Raw genomic sequence first — 26969 nt, forward strand, 5'->3', positions numbered from 1 at the left:
TGAGCAAATCAACGATAAGAGGCAGGTTAGCCAGCAATTAATCAGCATTCTTGACAGTTGACGCCATATTTTTAGGCGAAGCAGCAAATACACACCGCAGCCTTGCCGTACTGGCGGCTTTGCCCCAGTTATGGGGGAACCATCCCAGTGCCGGAGGCGCCCAATGATACGCATGCCCGAACCGGACCAGCAGGTTCTCGCCCGCCGGGGCGAGATCATTGCCGCGCTGCGCCGCATAGTCCCCGGCGAGGGCGTGGTCGAGAACGAGAACGAACTGCGCGCCTTTGAGTGCGATGGCCTGACCGCCTACCGGCAATTACCGATGATCGCCGTACTGCCCAGCACCACCGCGCAGGTGGCCGAGGTTCTGCGCTACTGTAAGGCGAACAACATCCGCATCGTGCCGCGCGGGGCGGGCACCTCGCTTTCCGGCGGCGCCATGCCGCTGGCCGATGGCATTCTCCTCGGCATGGGCAAGTTCAAGAAGATTTTGGAGATCGACCTACCAAACCGCTGCGCCGTCGTGCAGCCTGGGGTGACGAATCTCGGCATCTCGCAGGCCGTGCGCGGCCAGGGGCTATATTACGCGCCGGACCCATCGAGCCAGATCGCCTGCACCATCGGCGGCAACGTGGCAGAGAATTCGGGCGGCGTACACTGCCTAAAATACGGTTTGACCACGAACAATGTCATCGGCGTCGAGATCGTCACGCTGGACGGCGAGATCATCCGCCTCGGCGGCAAGCATTTCGACGGCCCAGGCTACGATCTGCTCGGCGCGCTGGTCGGCTCCGAGGGCATGCTCGGCGTGGTCACCGAGGTCACAGTGCGGCTTCTACCCATCCCACCCACAGCCCGTGCGCTGATGATCGGCTTTCCCAGCGTGGAAAGCGCTGGCGATTGCGTGGCGGCGGTGATCGCCGCGGGCATCATTCCGGGCGGCATGGAAATAATGGACAAGCTCGCCACCGAGGCGGCTGAAGCCTTCGTCCATGCGGGCTACCCGCTCGATGTCGCGGCGTTGCTGATCGTGGAACTCGATGGCTGCGCGGCCGAGGTGGATCATCTGGTCGCGGCGGTCGAGCACATCGCAACCCAGCACCAGGCGGTGAGCTGCCGGGCCAGTACCTCGGAGGAGGAGCGCCTGCTGTTCTGGGCTGGGCGCAAGGCGGCCTTCCCCGCCGTCGGGCGCATCTCGCCCGATTACTACTGCATGGACGGCACCATCCCCCGCAAGCGCATCGCCGAGGTGCTGCGCCGCATGACCGAGATGGAACAAACCTACGGCCTGCGCGTGGCCAATGTCTTCCACGCGGGGGACGGCAATCTGCACCCGCTCATCCTCTACGACGCCAACCGCCCCGGCGAGTTGCAGCGCGCCGAGGATTTCGGCGCGGATATTCTGCGCCTCTGCGTGGAGGTCGGCGGCGTGCTCACCGGCGAACATGGCGTGGGCGTGGAGAAGCGCGACCTGATGCCGACGATGTTCAACGAGACCGACCTCGCCCAGCAGCAAGCGCTGAAATGCGCGTTCGACGATGCGGGCCTGCTCAACCCCGGCAAGGTGTTCCCCCAGCTCTGCCGCTGCGCCGAGCTGGGCCGGATGCACATCCATGGCGGCAAGCTGCCTTTCCCCGAACTCGAACGGTTCTGACGGAGACGCCCATGACCCTCTACCAACCGGGCGACGCCGCCGAACTGGCCGCGATCATCTCCGCCTCAGCCTCATCGGGCGAGACGCTCTCCATCAGCAGCGGCGGCTCCAAGCGCCGCCTCGGCCGCCATGCCCCCACCGCCGCCACGCTGGACCTCAGCCGGATCACCGGCATCATCGACTACGAACCTGCAGAGCTGGTGCTCACCGCCCGCGCCGCCACGCCGCTGGCCGAGATCGAGGGGTTGCTGGCCTCGCGGCGGCAGATGCTGGCCTTCGAGCCGCCGGACTGGCGCGCTCTGCTCGGCCATACCGGTGAACCCACGCTGGGCGGCGTGCTGGCCTGCAACCAGTCCGGCCCCAGGCGGCTCAAGGCCGGGGCCGCGCGCGACCATTTCCTCGGCTTCTCAGCGGTAAACGGGCGCGGCGAGATCTGGAAAGCCGGCGGGCGCGTGGTGAAGAACGTCACCGGCTACGACATGTGCAAGCTTCAGGCCGGGGCATTCGGCACGCTCTCGGCGCTCACGGAGGTCACCATCAAGGTGATGCCCCGTCCCGAGACCGCCCGCACCCTGCTGCTGCCCGTCACCGACGCCACAGCGGCCCTCACCCTGATGAGCGCCGCGCTGAACACGCCGCACGAGATCAGCGCCGCCGCCTATCTGCCCGCCGCCGTGCTGGCGCGCAGCCGGGTCTCGGGCGCGCTGCCCGCGGGCAACGGGCTGGTGGCGCTGCGGCTGGAAGGCCCAGCCCCCTCCGTGGCGCACCGGACAGACGCGCTGGAAGCTACCTTCGGCACCGCCGCCCGGCTGGTCGATGGCGACAGCTCCACGCTCTGGGCCGAGATCGGAGCGGTTCGCCCTCTGCTGGGCAACGCCGCCATCGTCTGGCGCCTCAACCCCACCCCATCCAGGGCGGTCCAATTGCTGCACGCTTTGGCCGGGCAGTTCGCCAGCGCGTCATTTTTCCTCGATTGGGGCGGCGGGCAGATCTGGGCGGGGCTGGAGCCCGCGCAGGCCGGGCCCGATGCCGGAGCCACCGCCATCCGCGCCGCCCTGGCCAAAACGGGCGGCCATGCCACTCTGTTCGCCGCCCCCGATGAGCTGCGCGCCCAGATCGATGTCTTCGAGCCGCTCTCGCCCGCGCTCGCCGCCCTCACCCAGCGCGTGAAGCAGGGCTTCGACCCGCTCGGCATCCTCAACCCGCGCCGCATGTACAAGGAGTTCTGAGGTCATGCAGACCAACTTCTCCCCGGAGCAGCTCGCCGACCCGGCCATCGCCACGGCGGATAAAATTCTGCGCAATTGCGTGCATTGCGGTTTCTGCACGGCCACCTGCCCCACCTACGCCCTGCTGGGCGACGAGCTGGATAGCCCGCGCGGGCGCATCTACATGATCAAGGACATGCTGGAGCATGAGCGCCCAGCCACGCCCGAAGTGGTGAAGCATGTGGACCGCTGCCTCTCCTGCCTGAGTTGCATGACCACTTGCCCCTCGGGCGTGGATTACATGCATCTCGTGGACCATGCCCGCGCGCATATCGAGCGCACCTATAAACGCCCCCTGGCCGACCGCGCCCTGCGCCGCGTGCTGGCCCTGGTGCTGCCAAATCCGAGGCTGTTCCGGCTCTCCGTGGCGCTGGCCAAGCTCGGCCGCCCGTTTTCTCCGCTGCTGCCCGCAAAACTCCGCGCCATGCTGGCCTTGGCCCCGGCCCGCCTGCCCATCCCGGTGCCGGAGGCGACACTGAACCTGAAGCCGCAAGGTGCCGTCCGCCTGCGCGTCGCCCTGCTGCCCGGCTGCACGCAGCAGGTGCTGGCCCCGCATCTCAACACCGCCACCGCCCGGCTGCTCGCCCGGCATGGGTGCGAGGTGGTGGTCCTGCCCGGCACCGGCTGCTGCGGCGCGCTGCGCCACCATATGGGCGCCGCCGACCACGCCGAGGCTCGCGCCAACATCCTCGCTTGGCGCAAAGAGGTCGAGGCCGGGCGGATCGATGCCATCGTGATGAACGCCTCGGGCTGCGGCACCACTGTGAAGGATTACGGCTTCCTCTTCCGCAACGACCCGGACCTAGCCGCCCCCGCTGCCGCCATATCGCGCATCACGCGGGACATCACCGAGCTGATGGCCGAAATCGGGCTACAAGCGCCGGTCATCCCCACCGGGCAGCGCGTGGCGTATCACAGCGCCTGCTCGCTCCAGCACGGCCAGCGGGTGACGGAAGCCCCCAAGCAACTCCTGCGTCAGGCGGGCTTCGCGGTGGTGGACGTGCCGGAAGGCCATCTATGCTGTGGCTCGGCGGGCACCTACAACATGCTCCAACCCGAGATCGCCACCCAGCTGCGTGACCGCAAGGTGGCGAATATCGAGAGCACGGCGCCCGCCCTGATCGCCGCCGGGAATATCGGCTGCATGGTGCAGATCGGCTCCGGCACGAAACTCCCCGTGGTGCATACGGCCGAACTGCTCGACTGGGCCACCGGCGGGCCACGGCCCGAGGCACTGAAGGCCTCCTAACCCTCCCACCCGCCACCGAGCACCTTGAACAGGCCGATATGGCCCCGCACCAGCGCGGCATCGGCCAGCGCAGCGGCACTTGTGGGTCGAGCCAGGGGAATTCCGCATAACGCGGATGGATGACAAAGGCCGCCAGCAATATGCCGCCCGCGAACAGCATCCCCAGATCACCCCGGAATTCAGCCAGTTCAGCCTGTTGTCCTGGTCCAGCGCGGCGTAGATCAGCGCGAACCCCACGCCGCAGGCGACGAGGCGAACAGGGCCCAATGGATGCAATTCTGCGGCGGCAGCGATTTCACGCCCCAGAACAGGCACACGGCACTGCCAAGCGCTTTATGCCTGCTGGCGGCGGCTTTAGCCGCGCCGAGGCTTGGGCTATGGCTGTGCCGCGCCCAAGGGCGGAGAGTTGTGTGGAGGGTTTGTGATTTTTAGACTGACATCCGGCATGGCGGTGATCGCACTGGCCCTGACCGCCGCCCCCGCCTGCGCGGACGCCCCACCCCCCTGGATGAATCCCACCCTCTCCCCGGATGCCCGCGCCGACGCGCTGGAAGCCAAAATGGACGAGACGCAGAAGCTCTCCTTACTCCACGGGCATTTCGCCCTGGCCGCCTATTATGGTGGGTTTTCCGGCGACGCCCCGCCGCCGATCCCCGGCGCCATCGGCTCCTCGGGCTATGTGCCTGGCATTCCGGCGCTTGGCATCCCGGCCCTGCAGGAAACGGATGGCGGGCTCGGCGTCTCCGACGCCATGGACGAAGCCTGGAACACCGGCGCCACCCCCCTTCCCGCGAATCTGGCGCTGGCGGCAAGTTTCGACCCCACCTTGGCCCGCGCCACCGGCATCCTCGCCGGGCGGGAGGCTTGGCGGCGCGGCTTCAACGTATTGCTGGCGGGCGGAGTGAACCTGACGCGCGACCCGCGCGGAGGGCGCAATTTCGAGTATCTGGGCGAGGACCCGTATCTCGCCGGGCTGCTCGGCGGGCAGATCATCGCCGGCATCCAGGCGCAGCATGTGGTGGCCACGGTCAAGCATTTCGCGCTCAACGACAAAGAATCCAACCGCTACGCCGACGACGCCCACCTAAACGAGGCGAGCGCGCGCGAGTCCGACCTGCTGGCCTTCGAGCTAGCCATCGAGGGCGGCGCCCCGGCCTCGGTGATGTGCGCGTACAATCTCGTCGGCGGCACCTATGCCTGCGGCAACGACCATCTGCTCAACGGCGTGCTGAAAGGCGACTGGCATTATCCGGGCTGGGTGATGTCCGATTGGGGAGCCGTGCATTCAGTGAAGGACGCCCTGGCCGGGCTGGATCAGGAATCCGGCGAGGAATACGACGCGCAGGTATTCTTCGGCGCCCCGCTGGCCGACGCGGTGAAGACCGGCGAAGTCCCCCAGGCGCGCCTCGACGGCATGGTCCACCGCATCCTGCGCTCTATGTTCGCGGTCGGACTATTCGACCATCCGCCGGTGAAAACGCCCATCGATTATCAGGCCGACGGCCTCTCCGCCCAGCACGAGGAGGAAGAAGGCCTCGTGCTGCTGAAAAATAACGACAACATATTGCCCCTGATAAAGGGCAACGAGCACATCGCGGTGATCGGCGGCTATGCCAATGCCGGGGTGCTCTCTGGCGGAGGCTCCTCTCAGGTCATCCCGGACGTTCCGGCCCAGCTCCTGCCCACGGTGCTGATGGGCGAAGGGCTGGCGGGCAACCACACCAGCGCGGTCATCGACCCGGATGCCCCGCTCGCCGCGATGCACGACCTCGCCCCCAACGCGCAGTTCCGCTTCGATCCGGGCAATTACCCCTCCTCCGCCGCGCAACTGGCGAAATGGGCGGATGTAGTGATCGTGTTCGCCCGCAAATGGCAGACCGAGAGCCAGGACGTGCCAGACCTCACTTTGCCCGACGGGCAGGATGCGATGATCGAGGCCGTGGCCAAGGCGAACCCGCATACCATCGTGGTGCTGGAAACGGGCAACCCCGTGCAAATGCCCTGGCTGAGCGATGTGGCCGGGGTGATGGAGGCCTGGTATCCGGGCGGCAATGGCGGCCATGCCATCGCCAACGCGCTGTTCGGCGCGGTCAATCCCTCCGGCCATCTGCCCATGACCTTCCCGCGCGACGAGACACAGCTCCCCCGCCCTGGACTCTCCGGGCTGGACGCCGCACCAGGGCAAATCACCAGCACCGATTACAATATCGAAGGCGCGGATGTCGGCTATCGCTGGTTCGCGGCCAGGGGGCTGACACCGCTCTTCCCGTTCGGCTACGGCCTCTCCTACACCAGCTTCGGCTTCAGTCATCTAGCGCTGAGCGACACACATGCTCTCGTTGCCAGTTTCGACGTCACCAACACCGGCAAGGTTAGCGGCACCGCCGTGCCGCAGCTCTACCTCACCGCCCGCGCGGGCCAGCGCACCGAGCGGCTGGTCGGCTTTGCCCGCGTCACCCTCGCGCCGGGCGAGACGCGGCATGTGAGCCTGACCATCGACCCGCGTTTGCTCGCGGATTTCGATACCAAAGCCAATGATTGGCGCGTGGATGCCGGCGTCTACAACATCGCTCTGGCCCGCTCCGCCGCCGAAGTTGCGGAAACCGCAGCGATCAGCCTTCCCGCCACTCACTTGGCGCCATAAGAAAACATCAAATCCGAGGAAACGCCCAACATGGCTCTTGCCCCTCAGGCACATCCCCAGCCCACCGCCACCGTTACCCGCACCGGTGGCGGCGCTATGACAGGGCTCGTCATTTTCCTGTTCTTCGCCTGGGGCTTCGTCACGGTGCTCAACGACCCGCTGATCGCCAAGCTCAAGGGGCTGTTCTCGCTCAACTATGCCGAGGCGATGCTCACCCAGTTCGCCTTCTTCCTCGGCTATTTCATCTTCTCCGCCCCGGCCGGAGCGATCTTGGGGCGCATCGGCTATGTGCGCAGCCTGGTGCTGGGGCTGGTCATCATGGCTTCGGGCTGCCTGATGTTCGCCCCCGCCGCGCGGCATGCGGTGTATCCAGGCTTCCTGCTCGCATTGTTCTGCGTCGCCTCGGGCATCACCATCCTGCAAGTGGCGGCCAACCCTTATATCGCGGTGCTGGGCAGCCGGGAAACCTCGCATAGCCGCCTCACCCTGGCGCAAGCCTTCAATTCGCTCGGCACCTTCACCGGGCCGTTCATTGGCGCGCTGTTCCTGCTGCAAAACGGCGTGACCGCCCCCGCCAGCACGGACCCGGCGCAGCTCGCCGCACTGCGGGTGCATGAGGCCGAGCTGGTGCAACAGCCCTTCCTGGTCATCGCTTGCGTACTGCTGGCCTTGGCGCTGCTGTTCTGGAACCTGCGCCGCGTGCCGGGGCCGGTGGCGGCTTCGGCCAGCCCCAACCCGTTCCGCCGCGTGCTGCTCACCCGCCCGCGCCTGATCCTCGGGGTGGTGTCGATCTTCGTTTATGTCGGGGCGGAAGTGTCCATCGGCTCCGGGCTGACCAACTACCTGATGCTGCCCAGCGTGCTGGGGCCGCATACGGGGGCCATCGGCGCAATGCTGGCCGGGCTGTTGCACAAGGCCAACGGCTTCAATGCCGCGCAGGTGGCGGGCACGCTGGTCAGCCTGTATTGGGGTCTTGCCATGCTTGGGCGTTTCGGTGGTTCCTTCCTGCTCAGCCGTTTCACCCCCGGCAAGGTGCTGTGCGCCGCCGCCCTCACCGCCACAACGCTAGTGCTGTACTCGGCTTCCAATACTGGGCTGCTGGCGGCGACGACCGTGCTAGCGGTGGGGCTGGCCAATTCCATCATGTTCCCCACCATCTTCACTTTGGCGCTGGAAGGGCTGGGCGAGGAAACCGCCAACGGCTCCGCCCTGCTGTGCATGGCCATCGTGGGCGGGGCGATCGTCCCGGTCATCTACGGGGCCACGGCGGATGCGCTCGGCCTCGGCCATGCGCTCATCGTGCCCGCCTGCTGCTATCTGGTCATCGCCGGGTATGGCCTGCTGATGGCGCGCCGCCCCGCCTAGCCGCCCCACAGCCGGGCGGTGAAGAACGCCAGCGCCAGCGGCGGGCCGAAGGGAACGGGCTGGTCCCCCCGCCGCCCCAGAACCAGCGCCAGCACGATGCCCGCCACCCCCGCGCCGGTAATCACCCAAGGCAGCGCCGCCAGCCCCAGCCAAGCCCCGGCAGCGGCCAGCAGCTTGGCGTCCCCCTGGCCTAGCCCATCGCGCCCACGGGCCAGACGGTACAGCGCATCCAGCAGCCGGAAGCCGAGATACCCCAACGCCGCCGCAACCGCGTGGCCGTAGAGCGCCGTGGGATCATCAAGATACGTTACCGCCAGCCCGGCCAGAAGCAGCGGCAGGGTGATGACATCGGGCAGACGACAATTTTCCGCATCAATCCAGGCGGCGCAGAGCAGCGCCCAGCCCAGAGCCGCATCAATCCAGGCGCGCGGGCCGTTGCCGCCATCCACCAGCAGCGCCACCACGGCAACGCACAGCGCCGCCAGTTCGATGCACGGATGAAACCAGCCGATGCGCGCCTCACAATGGCGGCAGCGCCCACGCTGCACGGCGAAGCTGAGCAGCGGCACCAACTCACTTGCGCCCAGGACATGGGAGCAAGAGTCGCATTGCGAGCGCGCCCAGGCGATGGCCCGCCCCAGCGGCCAACGCCGCACCACCACACCGAGCCAACTGCCGACGATCAACCCCAGCAGCGGCAGCGTTATCGTCGCGTTCACGCGCCCGGTTTACCGCCCGGAGGGGTGTAACCATCGGTCAGCGTCTTCATATACGCGATAATGTCCTGCTCCTCGCGCTCGCTCAACGCTGGCTGCTGCCCCAGCGTGCGGTTCAGCGGCGGATCGGTATTGTCGATATTGGCCTGATACTTCGCGGGCAGATCATTGAATTTCTGCACCGCGCCATCCGGCCCACGGGGGTAGATCTTGCCCGGCTGCACGTCGCGCAGATTGTAAAAGTCCAGTACCTGCTTGAGCGTGTGGTACTCGCCATTATGGAAGAACACCTGCCGCGTGGCCGCATTGCGCAGCGTGGGGGTGAGGAACATGCCGCAATATTGCGTCTGCTGCGCGAGATCCGTGCGGTACGGCCCGCAAATCCCCATATCGTAATAGCTGGCGTCCTTGTTGTCCGCGAGGTCCGGGTTACGCGGCACGCCCAGCGCCTCGTACTGGTGATCGGTAAAAAGCGGCGGATTGTGCAGCGCGTCCGGCTGGTCGAGATGGCAGGCCGCGCAATCGCCCTTGTTCACGTCGTTGAACAGCACATAGCCGCGCAGCTCGGCGCGGGTGAAGCGCGCTTTGCCCTCCAGCCAATAGTCGTACTTGCTGGTGTAGGGATGGAAATCCTGGTTCTCAACCTGATAGCGCGCCACGGCGAACATCGCCTCGGCAACGAGCAGCCGCGGCTGCAGGAAAACCATCGAGCCGAACAGCGTGGTGAATTGCGAGGCATAAGGTGCTGCCTGCAGCTTTTCCGTGACGGTCGTGATATCGCCCGCATCCATCTCGAACGGGCTGAACAGCGGCCCCATGGCCTGGGTTTGCAGCGTGTTCACCCGGCCATCCCAGAACAACCCGCCTGCGGGCACGATATTGGCGGCACTCTGCGCCGTGCTCTGGGCGGTCTTGATCGCGCGCATCTTGGCGCTGGCGGCGGCGGCGAGCTGGGGCAACGGCGTGGGGTTGTCGGCATCGCCAGCCGGGTCGGGGCCGATGCTGAAATTGGGTTGGGTGATAAGATACATCAGCGAGGGCACGGCACGCGCGCCCTGGTTCTTCAACTCCGGGCCGCCATACACGGCGGGCAGATCGCTCGGCGGGCCATAGGCCTTGCTGGGATCGTGGCAGGAGGCGCAGGCCAACTTGCCGGAGGATGAGAGACTTTTATCAAAGAAGATCTGCTCGCCTAGAAGCGCCATCGCCGAAAGCGGCTGGCTCTCTGGGCGGACAAGCTGCACGGGGTTGGGATTTTCGCCCCGCGCGAGCTTGAAGCTCGCGGCGGGGTTGGAAAGCCAAGCGGCCACCGGCACCGGGGTGCTGAGAATGGCCGCCACGGCGGCACAGACGCCAAGCGCCATGGCGACAGTCAGGATACGCATGGCGTCTGTTCCGTGATGCTTAGTTTATTGCGGTTCGCCGGTGCTGGTGTTCAGCATCAGGCGGCCCGCACTGCCGGAGAAGCTGACGAAGTTGAACAGCGGCATGATCGAGCCGGAAGAGGCATCGAACGAGCCGTTGCCCAGGCGCTGGCCCTTCAGCCAGTTATCCTCGATGAAGCGCACCACGGAGGCCTCGGAGATGAGGTTATGGTCGATATAGTTGGCGCGCGCCCAGGGGGAGATGACCAGGAAGGGGATGCGCGTGCCGGGACCGCAGCGGCCGTTCACCGGCTGACCGGCGATGCCGACCGGCGCGGTGCCGGTGCCGCAGGTACCAGCGCCGTTCAGCTGGTCGGCGGTGGCGTCGAAGGACGAGTGCAGCACCTTGGTGAAGGCATGGTCGTACCAGCCATCGGAGTCGTCATAAGTGATGATTATGGCGGTGTTCTTCCAATCCGGCTGCTGCTGGATGAAGTTAACCAGCTTCACGACACCAGCCTGCTCGTCGAGCGGGTCGGAGTAACCGGCATGGGCGTCCTGGTAGGCGGGCATCTTGATGTAGGACACGGCGGGGAAGTTGCCAGCCTGCACGGCGCTGTAGAAATCGTTCAGGTCGTACTGGTGGTTGGCCGGGTCCACGGCGCCGCCATTGTCGTAGGTATAGCCGACATCGACCAGGCCCGCCGGGCGCGCATGCGTGGGGTTGGCGGTGGAGGCGAAGTACTGGAACCAGTTATGGTGCGGGATGTAGTCCGCCGTGGCACCCACAACCGCGGAGCTGGTGGAGCGGGCGCAGCCGGTGGTGCCGTTGGTGTTGGTCAGGCCCAGGTTGAAGCCACCCATGAAGCCGCCCCAGGAGATCTTGGCCGCGTTCAGCAGGTCGCCGATGTTCTTGGCGTTGATCATCGCTTGGTTGGTGGCGCTGGAGCAGGTGTCGTAGCCGGGATCGACGTCGTTGATCAGCGTATAGTCGGTCGCGCCGTTGATCGTGTTCTTCACGTAGTAGGAGGACTTGCTGCTGGCGACGAGCTGCAGGCCGTCGGTCTGGCCCGCAACAATCTCGAGCGCGCCCGGGGTCGAGGGGCCGTAGGTGTCGGTATAGGCGTTGTCGCTCATCGCGTAATGCTGGGCGTAGTTCCACAGCGCGGTGACGGTGTTGCCGTCGTAATAGCCCATCACCTGGCCCTTGGTGCCGAATGCCCCGGCTCCGCCGGTGGTGCCGTTACCGGTATAGAGCGGGAACAGATCCATCTTGCCCGCGTCATAGGCTTCTTCTTCGGCCATATAGGCGTGGTTCTGGTCGGCGGTGGCGGCTTGGCTGCGGTCCAGGCGGAAGGGGTTGGCCGCACCGGTGCCGTTGGCGGTGTTGGTGTAGTTCGGGTTGGCGGTCAGCAGCGTGCCGGAAAGGCCATTCGGCGTCTTGGTGCCGGACTTGGCGGTGAAGCTCGGCTCGCCACTCGGGTTGGTGGCTTTTGGATAGGTGGCGAAATAGTGATCGAACGAGACGTTCTCGCCATAGATCACGACCAGATGCTTGATCGGGGTGGCGGTGGTGAGCGCGTCCACACCACGCGTGGTCAGCCTGAGGGTGGAGGGCGCGGTGGCGCCGGAGGTCCCGACCATGGCACCGGCGGGGGCGATGGCGGTCAGCATCGTCGAGAAGCAGAACGACACACCGATAAGAGACTTGCGTATGCGCATGGGATTCCCTGTTGATGTTAAGAATTCGTAAGCCGGTTCGGCTTCTAGGCAACCACGCACGGTTTGCGTGTGACTGAATTATGATTTGTCAAAGACGATTTCACTATCGTTGCCGACATTATTCTGTCACTTGCCCACAACGTCCGCTACCGCGAAATAGCCGGTCATGGACAGCCTCCCGATGGATCTTGCCGCCCCGCCCGCCATGGCGGATGCGGCACTTGAGCTGCTTGCCGCCAGCGGCATCTGCGATGCCATCGCCCTCGAGCGTGCCCGTGCCGTTGCGCGCGAGACGGGGTTGAGCTGCGCACAGGCCCTGGTGCAACTCGGGCTGGTGCCCGAACGCGCGCTCGCCGAAACCTGGGCCGCGCTGCTGCGCCTTCCGCTCACTACCCCGGAGCGCTACCCGGATGCACCCGTGCTGCCCGAGCGCCTGCGCCCGCGCTTCCTGCGCGCCGCGCGCACCGTGCCGTTGCGCATCACCCCTGACGGTGCGCTAAGCGTGGCGCTGGCCGATCCGCTGGACGAGTTCACACAAGCCGCCATCGGGCTGGCCACGGGCTTGGCCGTGCGGGTGGAGGTGGGCGTGCCGGTGGAGCTGGAAGCCGCATTAAACCGTTTGTATGCTGACGACCAGGTACGACAAGAGACCGAAACGAGTACCGCCGCCAGCGAAGACGACGCCGAGCGGCTGAAGGACCTCGCCAGCGAGGCGCCGGTGATCCGCCTCGTCAACCAGATCATCTCCCACGCCGTGGAAAGTTCCGCCTCGGATATTCACATTGAGTCGTTCGAGGACCGCGTGCGCATCCGCTACCGTCACGATGGCGATTTGCAGGAGGCGCAGACCCACCCGGCCCGCCACGCCGCGGCCATCATCTCGCGCCTGAAGATCCTCGCCAAGCTCGACATCGCCGAGCGCCGCCTGCCGCAGGATGGGCGCATCCGCATCGCCGTGCGCGGGCAGGAGGTGGTGTTCCGCCTCGCCACCGCGCCCAGCCTGCATGGCGAAATCGCCGTACTGCGCGTGCTGGACCGCTCCGCCGTATCCTTCGACTATACCACCCAGGGGCATGATCCGCAGGTGGTCGAACGGCTGAAGGCGGCACTCGCCGCGCCCAACGGCATCATCCTCGTCACCGGCCCCACCGGCTCAGGCAAGACCACCACGCTCTACACCGCCCTGCTCTCCCTCAATGCCGAGGAGACTAAGATCATCACGGTGGAAGACCCGATCGAGTACCAGTTGCCGGGGATCAACCAGATCCAGGTGCGCCCGCAGATCGGGCTGGATTTCGCCGCATTGCTGCGCTCCATCGTGCGCCTCGACCCGAACGTGATCATGGTCGGCGAGATCCGCGATCTGGAAACCGCCGAGATCGCGGCGCGCGCGGCGCTCACCGGGCATCTGGTGCTCTCCACCCTGCACACCAACTCGGCCGCCGCCGCCATCACCCGCCTAAGGGACATGGGGCTGGAGGATTACCTCCTGGCCGCCGTGCTGCGCGGCGTGCTGGCGCAGCGGCTGGTGCGTCGCCTCTGCTCTGAGTGCAAGGAGGAAGTGCCGGTGCCAAACGATCTCCGCCAGCGCTTCAATCTTGACTGCTCCACCATGTTCCGGGCCCACGGCTGCCCCGCCTGCCGCAACACCGGCTATCGTGGGCGTCAGGCCATCGCCGAATTCCTCACACCCGACACCGAGATCGAGCGCCTGCTCTTCTCCCATGCCGGGCAGGCGGAGATCGAGCGCGCCGCCGTAGGGACGGGGATGAAAACCATGCTGCAAACCGGCATGGCGGCGGTGGCGCGGGGCGAAACCACCATCGAGGAAGTCCTGCGCGCCGTGCGGGCCGAGGAATAATGCCACGCTTCGTCTATCGCGCTTTAGGCAACGGCGGCGAGATGCTGCGCGGCACCGCCGAAGGCGCCGACCGCGCCGAGATCGCCGGGCAGTTGCAAAAACGGGGCGCGATGGTGCTATCCATCGCCCCGGAACGGCGCTTCTCTACTCTGCTTCGGCTGGAACTGGGCGGCGGCGCGCTCAAGCGCGTGGAACTGGCGACGTTGCTGGCCGCCGGGCAGGACCTGGACCGCGCACTGCGGCTGATGGCCGAGGAAGCCGCTAACCGCCGCGTCTCCGCCGTGCTGGGCCGGGTGAGGGATTCGGTGCGCGACGGCGCGGCCCTCACCACCGCCTTGCAGCGCGAGCCAAGGAGTTTTCCCCGCCTCTATATCGGGCTTGTGCGCGCTGGCGAGGCGGGCGGGCAGCTCGCCGCCACGCTGGAGCGCTTGGCCGGGCTACTGGAGCGCCAGCGCAGCCTCGCCGCAAGCGTGCAATCGGCGATGATCTACCCGGCCATATTGCTGATCGCCGCCATCGGCTCCATCGCGCTGCTACTCACCCAGGTGCTTCCGCAATTCGTGCCACTCTTTGCCCAGAACGGCGTCGCCTTGCCCGCCTCCACCGCCTTTCTGCTGGCGCTGGGCCAAGTGGTCTCGGCCAGTGCGCCTTATGCCCTGCTGGCGTCCCTGGTCCTGGGCTTTGGCCTGCGGGCGTTGCTGCGCCAGCCCGGCCCGCGCCTTGTCGTGGATAGGCTGATCCTGCGCGTTCCCCTCCTTGGCGGGCTGACGCGGGAGGTTCTGGCCGCGCGCTTCGCCCGCACGCTGGGGCTGTTGCTGGCTAATGGCGTGGCGCTGCTGCCCGCTCTGACCATGACGCAGGAGGTGCTGGGCAACCGCGCCGCCCAGAACGCCGTGGCGGTGGCAGCGGAAAGTGCGAAGACCGGCCAGGGCATGGCCCGCGCGCTGCAACAGGCCGGATGTTTTCCGCTGCGGCTGGTGCATCTGCTGCGCCTGGGCGAGGAAACCGCCCAGCTCGGCCCGCTGGCCTTGCGCGCCGCCGACATGCACGAGGAACGCACGCGCCTCGCCCTGCAACAACTCGTCGCTATGCTGGTACCCGCCATCACCATCCTGATGGGCGCGGCGGTGGCGGGGATCGTCTCTTCCCTGCTTCTGGCCATGCTGAGCCTCAATGACATCGCGCAGTGACTCCGGCTTCACACTGCTGGAGATGCTGGTGGTCATCGCCGTGATGGGGCTGGCGCTGGCCTTGCTGGCCTATGCCGGGCCGCCGCACGACCGCTGGCTGCAAACCCAGGTGGCGGCCCGGCAGATCGCATCCGCCATGCGGCTGGACCGTGGGCAGGCCATCGCCACCGGGCGGACCATTGTGTTCACTCCGCCGCCTTTGCCAAGCTGGCTCGCCGTGACGGCACAAACCCCGCCCGGAGGGCTGGTGTTCCAGCCCGATGGCAGCTCCACCGGCGGACAAATCACCCTGGCCTACGGCGCGCGGCAGATCGCCATCCGCGCCGACTGGCTGACCGGGCGGATCAGCACCGATGCGCCGTGATTCCGGCTTTACCCTGCTGGAGGTGATGGTGGCCTTCGTGATCGCCGCCCTGGCCTCGCTGGTGTTGTACCAGGTGGCATTCAACGCCTCGGCCCAAGCGCTCACCGCCGCGCACTATCAGGAGGCGCTGGTGCGCGCCCAATCGCGCCTCGCCGCCCTTGGCCCGCTTACCCAGCTGCAACCCGGGCGCAGCGCGGGCGACGATGGCGGCGGCTTCTCCTGGGAGATGAGCATCATCCCGGAACAATCCAACGGGCAGATCACGCTCTATGCCGTGCGCCTAACCGAGCGTTTCGGCACCCGCGCGGTGACGCTCACGACAGAGCGCGTAGCCCCCAATCCATGACAAGGCGCGAGGCTGGCTACACGCTGCTGGAGATGCTGGTGGCGCTGGTGGTGTTCGGGCTGGTGATGGCCGGGCTGGCGCAAAGCTGGCGCTTCGGCCTCGCCGCATGGTCGGGCAGCGAACGGCACATCACCGGGCCGGAGGATATGGCGGCGGTGGATACCGCGCTGCGCAACATGATCGCCCAAGCCGTGCCTGGCAGCATGACCGGGCAGCTCGGCGGCCTCGCCTTCACCACCCGTCTGCCGCAGGGCACTGGCGGGCTGCGCGGGCTGGCCGACATCGCCATCCAGCCCGGCGCGGACGGCACGCTTACGCTCCGCGCGGCCCCGCACGCGGCGGGCATCCCGCTCCGCCCCCCTCCGCCACCTTCATTCAAGACGCTAGCCAGCGGGGTGGATACGGTCAGGATGAGCTATCTGACGCCGCAGAACGGCGCGCCGCCCGCCTGGGGCAGCAAATGGTCCGGCCCCGGGCTGCCGTTGCTGGTGCGCATCCATCTGCGCTTTGCCGACGGGCATGACTGGCCCGACCTCATCGCCGCGCCCGTGAACACCGGCCCATGACTCCAAAGCTTCATTGTTCACGGCAGCACGGAAAGATTAACCAGCCGCCATGAATCCGTCACAGGACGCGTGGGCCCGCCACTGATGCTCACCTCGCTTTTCGCTTGGTGGACGACCCAGCTGCGTGCTCTGCTGCCCCCTGCGATCGCACGGCACATGGCGGCGCGGGAGATGCTGATCATCGACATCGACCGCATGGACGACATCCCCCAGGGCAGCCTGTTGTTGCGCCGCGATGGGCAGGAGCGCTTTCTGCATGGGCTGCAAGCCACAGCCCCCGCCATGGCGCGCCTAGCCACCGGGCTGCGCCTGCCGCGCGGGGCGGTGCTGAGCCGCGAGGTCACTCTGCCCTATGCCGCCCTGCGCGACCTGCCCGCCGTGCTCTGCTTCGAGATGGACCGCCTCACCCCCTTTGCCGCCGATGAGCTGGTCTGGAGCGTCTCGCGCATCCGGCCTGACAAACCGCGCGGGCTGATGAAGCTGCACCTCACCTTCGCCCTGAGGGCACCGGTTGAGGCGCTGCTGGCAAGGCTGACGCGGTTGCATCTGGCGCCTGGGTTCATCGAGTCCAAAACCGGGCGCATCGAACTCGCCCGCCCGCGTCATGGCTCCGCCCGGCCGCGCTGGGCCAGCCTGCCAGCCGCCTGCGCCGTGCTGGCCCTCCTCTGCCTCGTGGCCCCCTTCATCCGCCAGCAGATCGCACTCAACCAAGCCGCCCAGGCCATAGCCGATGCCGCACCAGCGGCGCATGCCGCCATGGTCCTGCGCCACCAACTCGCTGTCACCGCCTCGGGCCGCAGCGCCATCGCCGCCGCACGTAATGGCGGCGACGCACTGCACGTGCTGGCCCTGCTCACCGGCGCTCTGCCCGACGGCACCTGGATCTCGGACCTCACGGTGAAATCCGGCGACCTCACCATCGACGGACAATCGGACAATGCGGCACAGCTAATCGGACTGCTCTCCGCCGTGCCGGGGCTGCATGATCCGGGCTTCACCGCCCCCGTCACCCGCACGGCGGACGGCAAGGCGGATCTGTTCGCGCTGCACGCCACGGTGGGACCATGACGGACACGCTGCTCAACCTGCCAGAGGGACGGCGCGGCCAAGCCCTGGCGCTGGGCATGCTGGCGGCAGCACTCCTGCTGCTCTGGCTCGCGGTCATCGCACCACTGCTGGGCTGGTATCAGGACCGCGCCGCCGAGCTGGCCCAGCAGCGCGAGGAAGCCGCGCATATGCAGGCTTTGGGCCGGGAGATCCCCGCTCTGCGCGCCGAGCTGGCCGCCGCCGGGGGGGAGGCGGCGGGGCATGAGGTGCTGCTCGCGGGCGGTACGGACGCCATCGCCGGGGCCAATCTTCAATCCGCCCTGCAAACCCTTGCCGGCCAGGCCGGAACCAGCCTGGACAGCGCAGCCCTGCTCCCCGCCCAGCCCGCCGGAGCGCTGCGGCGCATCTCCATGCAGGTGAGCGTGACCGCCCCCTGGCCAGTGCTGGTGGCGCTGCTCCAGGCCATCGACACAGCCCAACCCAGCATGGTGGCGGGAGATATCGGCATCACCATGGGCAACCAGACTGACCCCAGCCAGCCCGTGCCGATGCAAGCCAATTTCACCGTCAGCGGTTTTCGTGCGGGGAGCGGATCATGACCCGTCTCTGGCCGGCGCTCACCGCCTTACTGGCGGCGCTGCTGCTGGCCGAGCTGGCGCTGCCTCTGCCGGGCATCGTGCCCCAGCGCCTGTCGCCGCCCTCCACAAACCCCGTGGCCCGCCAAACCGATACCGCCGTAAGCCAATGGAGCGACACAGCCCTGGCCCGCCCGCTCTTCACACCCAGCCGCCGTCCCGCTGACCAGGGGCGCGGAGATGACGGCCTGCCCCGGCTCTCGGCCATCATCGTCACCAACGGCACGCGCAGCGCCATTTTCTCCACCGATGGACAGAAGCCGCAGATCCTGGGCGAAGGCGGCACGGTCGGCGGCTACCGGGTGCGCGCGATCCTGCCCGACAAGGTGGAACTCGACAGCTCCTCCGGCCCGCTCACGCTGCGCCCGCAATTCATCACCAGCCCACCCGCCGCCGTGGCCACGGACAATAATTCCTGATGCGAAAATATATTTCTCTTACCACCTTCCTGCTGCTCGGCGCCTGCGCCAGCCAGCCCGCCACCGGACCCGCACCCGCGCTGCTGACAGCCTCCCCCCTGGCGCCACCCGCCTCAGCCGCGACGGACGGACGCATCAACGGCCAAGTAACCGGCGGCGCCCTGCCGCCGCGCCCCAGCGCCAGCTACGGCGCCACCCTCGCCCCCCCTGGCGCCGCACAGGCCAGTGCCAGCGGCGGCAATGGCGACATCACCTTCGACTTCGCCGATACCGATATCCGCGCCGTCGTCGCCCAGGTGCTGGGTGGGATTCTGCATGTGAACTACACCATCGACCCCTCGGTGAGCGGCACGGTGACGCTGCGTACCGTAACCCCCCTCACCCAGGACCAGGTGCTGCCCACGCTGCAAACCATGCTGGCGCAGAACAACGCCGTGCTGGTGCAGAGCAGCGGGCTGTACCGGGTGATGCCGGCCGACCAGTCCGGCGGGGCCGCCCTGGCCTCCAACCCGGCTTTGGGCGGGGCCGAAGTGCTGCCTTTGCGCTATGCCTCGGCCCAGCCTTTGGCCACCATGCTACAGCCTTATGTCACCAAGGGCGGGTCCATCACCGCCGATCCGACGCGCAACGCGCTCATCATCCAGGGCGACCCGGCAACGCGCGAGGCGCTGACAGGGCTTATCCAGGCCTTCGACGTGGATGCCCTGGCCGGGCAATCCTACGAGCTGTTCCCGGTCACGGGCGGCGATGCCAAGGATTTCGCCGACGCCTTCTCCGCCGCCCTGACCAAGACCGGCGACACCGCGGCCAAAGGCCCGGCCGCGGTGAGCGTAGTGCCACTGGAGCGCATCAGCGCCGTGCTCGTCATCGCTCGTTCGCAAAGCTACCTGGCCGACGCCGCGCGCGTTTACGGCGTGCTCGCCCAAGTGCAGACGGAGACCGTGCGCAGTTGGCATGTCTACTACCTGCGCAACAGCCGCGCCAACGATGCCGCTTATCTGCTGCAACAAGCCTTCACGCCCGATGCCGTGACCGCGCAGCCCAGCGCCAGCGCCACCGTATCGCAAAACGCGCAGAGCGGCGGCATGAACGGCTCATCCTCAAACATGAACAACAGCGGCGCCAGCAGCGAAATTTCCAGCTCCACCGGCAGCACGGACGCCTCGAGCGCCAACAGCAGCAACGGCACTGGCACGTCCTCCGCCGCCAGCGCAACACAGAGCAGTGCAAGCACCTCGGGTGCGTCCGCGCTACTCGGCCCGCTCTCTTCCACCGGCAATGCCAGCGGGGACACGCAATCGGGCATCCGCATCATCCCGGACGTACCGAATAACTCGCTGCTCGTTTATGCCACCACCAACGAGGATGCGCAGATTGAAGGCGTACTCAGCAAGATCGACATCATGCCTCTGGAAGTGCGGATCGATGCGACCATCGCCGAGGTGGAGCTGACCGGCGAGCTGAAATACGGCACGCAGTATTACTTTAAGTCCGGCGACATCAATACGGTGCTGACCACCGCCTCCACCGCGGCGCTGGATTCCACCTTCCCCGGCTTCGTTCTCGCAGGCACGGGCAACAACGCCTTCGCCATTTCGGCTCTGCAATCGGTGACCAAGGTGCGGGTGCTCTCCTCGCCGGAATTGATGGTGCTCGACGGCCAGGGGGCCAGCCTGCAGGTGGGTAATAGCGTGCCTTATCTCAGCCAGACCTCGCAGAGTACCACGTCCAACTCGGCGGTTATCGATTCCATCGACTACCGCGATACCGGCGTGATCCTGCACGTCACTCCGCATGTCGGCAGCAACGGGCTGGTGACCATGGATATCAGCCAGGAGGTGAGCGGGGTCTCCCCCACCGTGACCACCACGGGCCTCAACTCCCCCACCTTCACCGAGCGCGCCGTCACCTCGCGCGTCGCCATCCAGGATGGGCAGACCGTGGGCCTCGCCGGGCTGATTTCGGATGATGATTCGCGCCAGAACAGCGGCATACCGGGGCTGAAGAACCTTCCCTGGATCGGGGCGGCGTTCGGCTCGCAGACCAACAACCGTACACGGCAGGAATTGCTGGTGCTGATCACCCCTCATGTGATCCGCACCCAGCAGCAGGCGCTGGACCTTACCGAGGACATGCAGCAGGCCCTGCCCCAGGCCGCCGCGGTGCCGGGCGCGTTGCGGAACACGCCGACCGACAACAGCGACGACCCGAACCTGCGGCTGGAAAACCGCCTGATACGGTGAGCAAGGTGCGCGACCGCGGCTTCGCGCTGCTGATCGTGCTGTGGAGCCTGGTGCTGATCGGGCTGCTGATCAGCGAGCTTGCCGCCTCGGGCCGCTCCGCGGTGCGGCTGGCGGCCAATCTGCGGGCCGGAGCCGCCGCCAGCGCGCAGGCCGATGGCGCGATTTATCAGGCGATCTACCATTCCCTTTCCCAGGGCGGCGACCACTGGCCCGCCGATGGCAGCACACATCTGCTGGCCGGTGTTACCGTGCGAGTGGAAAGTCTCGCAGGCAAGGTCAACCCCAACCTCGCCTCCACCACCCTGCTCGCCGGGCTGATGCAGGCTTGCGGCGCGCAACCCAACGCGGCGAAGCAACTGGCGAACGCGATTATCGCCTGGCGCGCGGAAGCCCCGACGAAACAGGCGGCGGCGGAGTTGCAGGCGGCCTATCAGCGCGCCGGAATGGCCTATGCGCCGCCAGCCCAACCCTTTGCCGATCTTAGCGAACTCGCCGATGTGCTCGGCATCTCCCCCCCGCTCCTCGCCTGTGCGATCCCGGAGATGAGCCTGTACCAGAGTGGCGATCCCATCCCCGCGCAGGCCGAAGCCACCGTGCGGCGCGCGCTCACGCTCTCTGGCCAGAGCAATGTTTCAGGCTATATCGGCAGTTTTCCGGTTGTCGCCATTTTGGCCGAAACTGCTTCGGGCGTACGGCGTTATGCCATCGTCAGCTTGCAAGGCGCGGATGCCCCGGTGCCGTACAAGCTGCTGGCAATGGCGGATGGCGTGGTACCTTAATGGTTGCAGATCAGCCCCGGATCGCCCGGCTGCCCGGCCTTGCCTGAGTTGCCAAGCGAGCAGAGATCGTAATCCAATCCCGGGCGGGTCGAGGGAGCGGCGTAGAGATACGGATGCCCCCACGGGTCGAGCGGCGCATTGCCACTCTTGAGATACGGCCCGGCCCAGCTATCCACACCGTCGGGCTTCGTGATGAGCGCCTGCAAGCCCTGGCTGCTATCCGGGTAGCTGCCATTGTCAAGCTTGTAGAGATCGAGCACCGAGGCGATGCGCTGGATCGATTGCTGCGCGATCGAATCCTTCGCGTGACCGAGCTGACGCAGCATCGCCGGTGCCACAAGCCCGATGAGCAGGCCGAGAATGACGATCACGACCAGCAGCTCCAGCAGCGTGAAACCAGATTCTTTGTCGCAACTATTTACAAACTTGCAGGTATTATTTGACATTTTCATGACACGCATATCAGCCCGCTACGTATTGTGACACGCCGGGCTATAACACCGCAGCCATGACAACGGAACCGCAGAGGCTCATCCCATGATGATTCTGTACCTGAAATGCATGCTCGCGGTCGCTGCCGCCACCAGCCTGCCGCCGCGGGTGCTGCCGGTGATTCAGGCCATCGAGGGCGGGCGTGTTGGCATGGCGCGGGCGGATGCCAACGGCACCGAGGATCTGGGCGTGATGCAGGTAAACAGCCTTTGGCTCCCTGCCCTGGCCGCGCGCGCCATGCTGACGGAAGGTGAGACGCGGCAACGGCTGATCAATGACCCTTGCTTCAACATCGCCGCCGCGGCGCTGATCCTGCGGACATATCTGGCCGAGACGCATGGCGCGCTGCTGCCCGCCATCGGCGATTACCACTCCCACACCCCGGCACTGAACGCGGCCTATCTGGCCCAGGCCGAACAGACCGCCGCGCGGCTTTTCAATACCCCGGACCGTTAAGGCTCACGCGCCGCCGCTGTGCTCCAGCCAGCCGCCGCCCAACGCCTTGTACAACGTAATGCTGTTCTGCAACGCCGCCAATTGCAAACTCACCAAGGTCAGGCGGGCGCTCAGCAGCGAGTTATCGGCCACCAGCACGTTGAGGTAATTATCGATACCGGTCTGAAACCGCATGCCCGCTAGCTGGTAGTAGCGGCGATCGGCATCCACCAGCGCCTGCTCCGCCGCCACTTGGCTCACGTAAGTATCGCGGGCGTTCAGCGCGTCGGAGACGTCGTGGAAGGCGGATTGGATCGTCTTCTCGTAATTGGCGACCTCGATGCGCTTCTCGACCTTGGCGTAATCGAGATTGGCGAGGTTCTGGCCACCGGCGAAGATCGGCACGGTGATGTCCGGCTGGAACAGCCACGCGCCCGTGGCCGCGCCGAACAGATGCTGCAACCCGCTGCTTGCCGTGCCGCCATTGGCGGTGATGGTGATCTGCGGGAAGAAGGCCGAGCGCGCGGCACCCACATTCGCGTTCGCCGCCAGCAGCATGTGTTCCGCGGCCATGATATCCGGTCGGCGCTCCAGCAGGTCGGAGGGCAATCCGGCGGGCAGCGATTGCAGCCCCGGCTCCGCCTGTAGCCCGGCAACGGCGTTCATGCGGCCTAGCAGATCCGGCGGCAGAGTGGTGCCCACGAGCAGCACCAGCTGGTCCATATCCTGCGCCACCTGGCGAGTATAGGCGGCAACGTTCGCATTCGCCGTGTCCAGCGTGGTTTCCGCCTGGGCTTCGTCCAGGGCGGTGGCGGTGCCGTGTTGCAACTCCATCCGCACCAGCTTGAGCGAGGCCGTCTGGTCCGCCGCCGTATTCTGCGCGATGGTCAGGGATTCGCGGTCCGCCAGCCAGGTGAAATACGCGGAGGCCACCTCGGCCACCAGCGAGATCTGCGCGCTCTGGCGGGCATAGACGTCGCTCAAATAGGTCTCCTGCGCCGCCTTGGCCTTGCTGCGGATATTGCCGAACAGGTCGAGCTCCCAGGAGACCGCGCCAACGCCAAGGCTGTATTCGCGCAGATCACTGGCGGCGGAGGTGCTGCCCTGGCTGAAGTCCATCCCGGCCGGGGTATGGGTACGGTCGAGTCCGGCGGTGGCGTCAAGCGTGGGGAACAGGCTGGCACGGGAGGAGAGATACTGCGCTTGGGCCGCTTGCACATTCAGTATGGAAACACGCAGATCCCGATTATTCTGCAAGCTGAGCGCGATGAGCTGCTGCAACGCCGGGTCGGTGAAGAAATCCCGCCAGCCGAGATTCGCGGCAGCGGGGCCCTTGGCGCCGCTATCGGCCACCGGGTATTGCGCCGCCACCGGCAAAGCCGGGCGATGGTAGTCGGGGATGAAGCTGCACCCGGTGAGCCCGATCAGGGCCGTGCCGAGTGCCGCCAGACGGCGGATATTCATGCGTTGCCTCCCGCCGGCGCGTCGTCGTCCGGCTTGCGCGGCTGTACCTTGAAGAACTTCAGCACGCCGATAAAGAACACCGGCACGAAGAAAATAGCCAGCACCGTGGCGGTGACCATGCCACCCACCACGGCCGTGCCAATGGCGACGCGGCTGGACGCCCCCGCCCCGGTGGCGATGGCCAGCGGAAAAGTGCCGAAGACGAAGGCGATGGACGTCATCAGAATCGGGCGCAGGCGCTCCTGCGCCGCGTGCAGCGCCGCCTGCGCCAGGGTCTCCCCCTGCTCGTAGAACGCCTTGGCGAACTCCACGATCAGGATGGCGTTCTTCGTCGCCAGCCCCATGGTGGTGAGCAGGCCCACCTGGAAATACACGTCGTTGGCGAGACCGCGCAGCAGCGTGGCCATGATGGCGCCGAGAATGCCGAGCGGCACCACCATCATCACCGCCGCCGGGATCGCCCAGCTTTCATACAGCGCCGCGAGGCAGAGCAGCACCACCACCACCGAGATGGCGTAAAGCCGGCCGGTCTGCGCCCCCGCCTTCACCTGCTCATAGGAGAGGCCGGTCCACTCCATGTTCACCCCCGGCGGCAGCTTTGCCACCAACTTCTGGATTTCGGCCATGGCGGCGCCGCTGCTCACGCCTGGCGCGGGCTGGCCCTGGATCTCAAAGGCGTTCTGGCCGTTATAGGTCTCCACCTTCTCCGGCCCAGTGGTCCAGCTACCGGAAACGAAGGCGTCGAACGGCACCATATTGCTGTTGCTGTTGCGCACATACCAGAGCCCGAGGTCGGAAGGCAGCATGCGCGAGTCCACCGCGCCCTGCACATACACATGCTTCACGCGCCCCTGATACATGAACTGGTTCACATATTCCGAGGCCAGCGCGCCCTGGATGGTGGTGTTGACGTCACTGATCGACAGGCCCAGCGCCTCGGCCTTCTCGCGGTCCACGTTGAGCTGGAATTGCGGCGCATCATCCAGACCGTTGGGGCGCACGGCGGTGAGGAGCTTGTCCTGCATCGCCATGCCCAGGAACTGGTTGCGCGCGGCCAGGAAGTCCTGGTGGCTGAGATTGCCGACGTTTTCCAGCTCCAGGTCGAAGCCCGTGGCATTACCCAGTTCCAGCACCGGCGGGGGCTGGAAGACGATGATCCGCGCATCGCGGCTCCCGGCGAAATGCGCGTTCACCCGCGCCGCCAGGGCGGAGACGGACTGCCATGCATCCGGGCGCTGGTCCCAGGGCTGCATGCGGATCACCGCCAAGCCCTGACTCTGCTCCTGCCCGGCAAAGTTGAAGCCGGCGACTGTGAACACCGCCTTGAGGATGGAACCGTCATTCTTCTGCAGGTAGTCGCGCAACTGCTTGTTCACCGCGGTGGTCTGCGCGGCGGTGGAGCCGGGCGGCAGAATGATCTGGCCGTACAGCATGCCCTGGTCCTCATCGGGGAGGAAGCCCGTGGGCATCTTGCTGAAGAGCAGCACGGCAAGTCCGGTGATGATGATGAACCCCACCATGGACCAGCGCAGGCGCCGCGCCATGTGGCCAACGCCGCTAAGATAGCGCCGGCGCGTGGCGTCGAACCCGCGGTTGAACCAGCCGGCGAAGCCCTTAGCGCCGTGCGAGCCATCCGCCGCCGGGGGCTTGAGCAGTGTGGCGCACAAGGCCGGGGTGAAGATCAGCGCCACCAGCACCGAGAGCGTCATCGCCGTGATGATGGTGACGGAGAATTGCCGGTAGATCACGCCCGTGGAGCCGCCGAAGAAGGCCATGGGCAGGAACACCGCCGAAAGCACCAGGGCGATGCCGACCAGCGCGCCGGAGATTTCGTCCATCGACTGGCGCGCCGCCTCCTTGGGCGACAGTCCGCGCTCGTGCATCAGCCGGTCCACGTTCTCCACCACCACGATGGCGTCGTCCACCAGCAGGCCCACGGCCAGCACCATGGCGAGCATGGTGAGCGTGTTGATGGAGTAATGCATCGCGGAGAGCACGATGAACGTGCCCAACAGCACCACCGGCACGGCGATGGTGGGGATCAACGTGGCGCGGAAATTCTGCAGGAAGATCAGCATCACCACGAAGACCAGGGCGATGGCCTCAAGCAGCGTCTTCAGCACTTCCTCGATGGAGAGGAGGATGTAGGGCTCGGTGTCCATCGGGTAGATCACCTTGAGCCCCGGCGGCAGGTTCTTGGCCAGCACGTCCACCTCGGCCTTCACCGCCGCCTCGGTGGTGAGCTGGTTGGCGCCCGGCGCCAGCTTCAGCGCCAAACCGCTGACGGGCTCGCCATGCGTGAACTTCGCGACGATGGAATAGCTGTCCGCGCCCAACTCCACGCGGGCGACATCCTTCAGGCGCACCTGCGCGCCGCTCTGCTCCACCTTGAGCAGGATATTCTCGAATTGCTGCGGCGACTCGAAGCGCGCAGGGCCGATGATCGTGGCATCCAGCCGCTGCTCTCCGGTGGCGGGCAGCCCGCCTAGCTCGCCCGCCGGAACCTGCACGTTCTGTTCCGCGACGGCGTTCACAACATCGGGGACGGTTAGGCCGTAATTATACAGCTTGCCCGGATCGACCCATATGCGCATCGCGTATTCCGAACCGAACTGCACGTAATCGCCAACGCCGGGAATGCGCGTCAACGAATCGCGCATCTTCGAGGCGATGTAGTCGGAGATGTCGTAGGAGGACATGCTGCCATCGGTGGAGACCACGCCGATGATGAGCATATAGTTCTTCGTCGCCTTGACGACCCGCAACCCCTGGCTTGAAACTTCGCTGGGCAGGTTCGGCTCGGCCAAAGAGAGCTTGTTCTGCACCTGCACCTGGGCGATGTTCGGGTCCGTGCCTTGCACGAAGGTGAGATCGACCTCGAACGCGCCGCTGGATTGCGTGCTGGCGGAGATATATTCCAGCCCATCCAGCCCGTTCATCTGTTGCAGGATCGGGCGGACCACCGTGTCCGTCACCGTTTGCGCCGAAGCACCGGCATAGGTGCCGGTGATGGCAATCTGCGGCGGCGCGATGCTCGGATATTGCGCGATGGCCATCGTCACCGCCGCGATGGCGCCGCCGAGCATGAGAATGAGCGCCAGCACCCAGGCGAAAACCGGGCGGTCGATAAAGAAGCGTGACATAAG

The 26969-nt window shown here is 66.5% G+C and carries 22 protein-coding genes; 16 read left to right on the plus strand and 6 right to left on the minus strand.

Annotation, left to right across the window (positions count from 1 at the left end; genetic code table 11):
- Nucleotides 1–163: 163 nt before the first annotated feature.
- From HNP71_RS02160 to HNP71_RS02180, 5 genes are all read left to right on the plus strand, one after another.
- Nucleotides 164–1654 carry an FAD-linked oxidase C-terminal domain-containing protein gene (locus tag HNP71_RS02160; protein ID WP_183265185.1) on the plus strand — a complete coding sequence of 497 codons (1491 nt, stop codon included), beginning with the start codon at nucleotides 164–166 and terminating at the stop codon, nucleotides 1652–1654.
- Nucleotides 1655–1665: 11 nt separating this feature from the next.
- On the plus strand, nucleotides 1666–2883 hold the full coding sequence (gene glcE, locus HNP71_RS02165) for a glycolate oxidase subunit GlcE (protein WP_183265186.1): 1218 nt from the start codon (nucleotides 1666–1668) through the stop codon (nucleotides 2881–2883).
- A gap of 4 nt (nucleotides 2884–2887) precedes the next feature.
- Nucleotides 2888–4171 carry a glycolate oxidase subunit GlcF gene (glcF, locus tag HNP71_RS02170; protein ID WP_183265187.1) on the plus strand — a complete coding sequence of 428 codons (1284 nt, stop codon included), beginning with the start codon at nucleotides 2888–2890 and terminating at the stop codon, nucleotides 4169–4171.
- Nucleotides 4172–4616: 445 nt separating this feature from the next.
- The gene (locus HNP71_RS02175) at nucleotides 4617–6815 is read left to right on the plus strand and encodes a beta-glucosidase (RefSeq protein ID WP_183265188.1); all 2199 of its coding nucleotides are present in this window, start codon (nucleotides 4617–4619) and stop codon (nucleotides 6813–6815) included.
- Nucleotides 6816–6845: 30 nt separating this feature from the next.
- The gene (locus tag HNP71_RS02180) at nucleotides 6846–8180 is read left to right on the plus strand and encodes a sugar MFS transporter (RefSeq protein ID WP_183265189.1); all 1335 of its coding nucleotides are present in this window, start codon (nucleotides 6846–6848) and stop codon (nucleotides 8178–8180) included.
- Here the strand turns inward: HNP71_RS02180 and HNP71_RS02185 are convergent.
- Genes HNP71_RS02185 through HNP71_RS02195 form a run of 3 tightly spaced genes read right to left on the minus strand, consistent with a single transcriptional unit; the run spans nucleotide 8177 to nucleotide 11982 of the window.
- Nucleotides 8177–8899 carry a prepilin peptidase gene (locus tag HNP71_RS02185; protein ID WP_183265190.1) on the minus strand — a complete coding sequence of 241 codons (723 nt, stop codon included), beginning with the start codon at nucleotides 8897–8899 and terminating at the stop codon, nucleotides 8177–8179. The genes HNP71_RS02180 and HNP71_RS02185 overlap by 4 nt on opposite strands.
- Nucleotides 8896–10281 carry a cytochrome-c peroxidase gene (locus HNP71_RS02190; RefSeq protein WP_183265191.1) on the minus strand — a complete coding sequence of 462 codons (1386 nt, stop codon included), beginning with the start codon at nucleotides 10279–10281 and terminating at the stop codon, nucleotides 8896–8898. Before HNP71_RS02190 ends, HNP71_RS02185 begins: the two co-directional genes overlap by 4 nt.
- Nucleotides 10282–10305: 24 nt before the next feature.
- Complete coding sequence (locus HNP71_RS02195; RefSeq protein WP_221246569.1) at nucleotides 10306–11982, minus strand: phospholipase C; 1677 nt, start codon at nucleotides 11980–11982, stop codon at nucleotides 10306–10308.
- Nucleotides 11983–12163: 181 nt separating this feature from the next.
- On the opposite strand from HNP71_RS02195, the gene HNP71_RS02200 reads away from it, so the two are divergent.
- From HNP71_RS02200 to HNP71_RS14145, 10 genes are all read left to right on the plus strand, one after another.
- Entirely contained in the window at nucleotides 12164–13843 is a 1680-nt protein-coding gene (locus HNP71_RS02200) for a GspE/PulE family protein (RefSeq protein WP_246344015.1), read from the plus strand.
- Entirely contained in the window at nucleotides 13843–15033 is a 1191-nt protein-coding gene (locus tag HNP71_RS02205; protein ID WP_183265192.1) for a type II secretion system F family protein, read from the plus strand. Before HNP71_RS02200 ends, HNP71_RS02205 begins: the two co-directional genes overlap by 1 nt.
- Entirely contained in the window at nucleotides 15017–15397 is a 381-nt protein-coding gene (locus HNP71_RS02210) for a GspH/FimT family pseudopilin (protein ID WP_183265193.1), read from the plus strand. Before HNP71_RS02205 ends, HNP71_RS02210 begins: the two co-directional genes overlap by 17 nt.
- Complete coding sequence (locus tag HNP71_RS02215; RefSeq protein WP_183265194.1) at nucleotides 15387–15743, plus strand: type IV pilus modification PilV family protein; 357 nt, start codon at nucleotides 15387–15389, stop codon at nucleotides 15741–15743. Before HNP71_RS02210 ends, HNP71_RS02215 begins: the two co-directional genes overlap by 11 nt.
- The gene (locus tag HNP71_RS02220; protein ID WP_183265195.1) at nucleotides 15740–16309 is read left to right on the plus strand and encodes a prepilin-type N-terminal cleavage/methylation domain-containing protein; all 570 of its coding nucleotides are present in this window, start codon (nucleotides 15740–15742) and stop codon (nucleotides 16307–16309) included. The genes HNP71_RS02215 and HNP71_RS02220 overlap by 4 nt, the downstream gene beginning before the upstream one ends.
- An 84-nt stretch (nucleotides 16310–16393) precedes the next feature.
- On the plus strand, nucleotides 16394–17377 hold the full coding sequence (locus HNP71_RS02225) for a PilN domain-containing protein (RefSeq protein WP_183265196.1): 984 nt from the start codon (nucleotides 16394–16396) through the stop codon (nucleotides 17375–17377).
- Nucleotides 17374–17955, plus strand: coding sequence for a type II secretion system protein GspM (gene gspM / locus HNP71_RS02230; RefSeq protein ID WP_183265197.1), 582 nt, complete (start codon nucleotides 17374–17376; stop codon nucleotides 17953–17955). The genes HNP71_RS02225 and gspM overlap by 4 nt, the downstream gene beginning before the upstream one ends.
- Complete coding sequence (locus tag HNP71_RS02235) at nucleotides 17952–18410, plus strand: hypothetical protein (protein ID WP_183265198.1); 459 nt, start codon at nucleotides 17952–17954, stop codon at nucleotides 18408–18410. Before gspM ends, HNP71_RS02235 begins: the two co-directional genes overlap by 4 nt.
- Nucleotides 18410–20653 carry a type II secretion system secretin GspD gene (gspD, locus tag HNP71_RS02240; RefSeq protein WP_183265199.1) on the plus strand — a complete coding sequence of 748 codons (2244 nt, stop codon included), beginning with the start codon at nucleotides 18410–18412 and terminating at the stop codon, nucleotides 20651–20653. Before HNP71_RS02235 ends, gspD begins: the two co-directional genes overlap by 1 nt.
- Nucleotides 20650–21432, plus strand: a complete 783-nt coding sequence (locus tag HNP71_RS14145; RefSeq protein ID WP_183265200.1) for a type II secretion system protein GspK — start codon at nucleotides 20650–20652, stop codon at nucleotides 21430–21432. The genes gspD and HNP71_RS14145 overlap by 4 nt, the downstream gene beginning before the upstream one ends.
- Here the strand turns inward: HNP71_RS14145 and gspG are convergent.
- The gene (gene gspG / locus HNP71_RS02250) at nucleotides 21429–21878 is read right to left on the minus strand and encodes a type II secretion system major pseudopilin GspG (RefSeq protein ID WP_183265201.1); all 450 of its coding nucleotides are present in this window, start codon (nucleotides 21876–21878) and stop codon (nucleotides 21429–21431) included. The two genes, HNP71_RS14145 and gspG, sit on opposite strands and share 4 nt — an antisense overlap.
- A 91-nt stretch (nucleotides 21879–21969) precedes the next feature.
- On the opposite strand from gspG, the gene HNP71_RS02255 reads away from it, so the two are divergent.
- A complete protein-coding gene (locus tag HNP71_RS02255) occupies nucleotides 21970–22380 on the plus strand; it encodes a lytic transglycosylase domain-containing protein (RefSeq protein ID WP_343062178.1) in 411 nt (136 codons plus the stop codon).
- A gap of 3 nt (nucleotides 22381–22383) precedes the next feature.
- Here the strand turns inward: HNP71_RS02255 and HNP71_RS02260 are convergent, their stop codons facing one another.
- Nucleotides 22384–23823 carry an efflux transporter outer membrane subunit gene (locus HNP71_RS02260; RefSeq protein WP_183265202.1) on the minus strand — a complete coding sequence of 480 codons (1440 nt, stop codon included), beginning with the start codon at nucleotides 23821–23823 and terminating at the stop codon, nucleotides 22384–22386.
- Nucleotides 23820–26966 carry an efflux RND transporter permease subunit gene (locus tag HNP71_RS02265; protein ID WP_183265203.1) on the minus strand — a complete coding sequence of 1049 codons (3147 nt, stop codon included), beginning with the start codon at nucleotides 26964–26966 and terminating at the stop codon, nucleotides 23820–23822. The genes HNP71_RS02260 and HNP71_RS02265 overlap by 4 nt, the downstream gene beginning before the upstream one ends.
- Nucleotides 26967–26969: the final 3 nt, after the last annotated feature.

The sequence above is a fragment of the Acidocella aromatica genome (assembly GCF_014201825.1).
Taxonomy (GTDB): Bacteria; Pseudomonadota; Alphaproteobacteria; order Acetobacterales; family Acetobacteraceae; genus Acidocella; species Acidocella aromatica.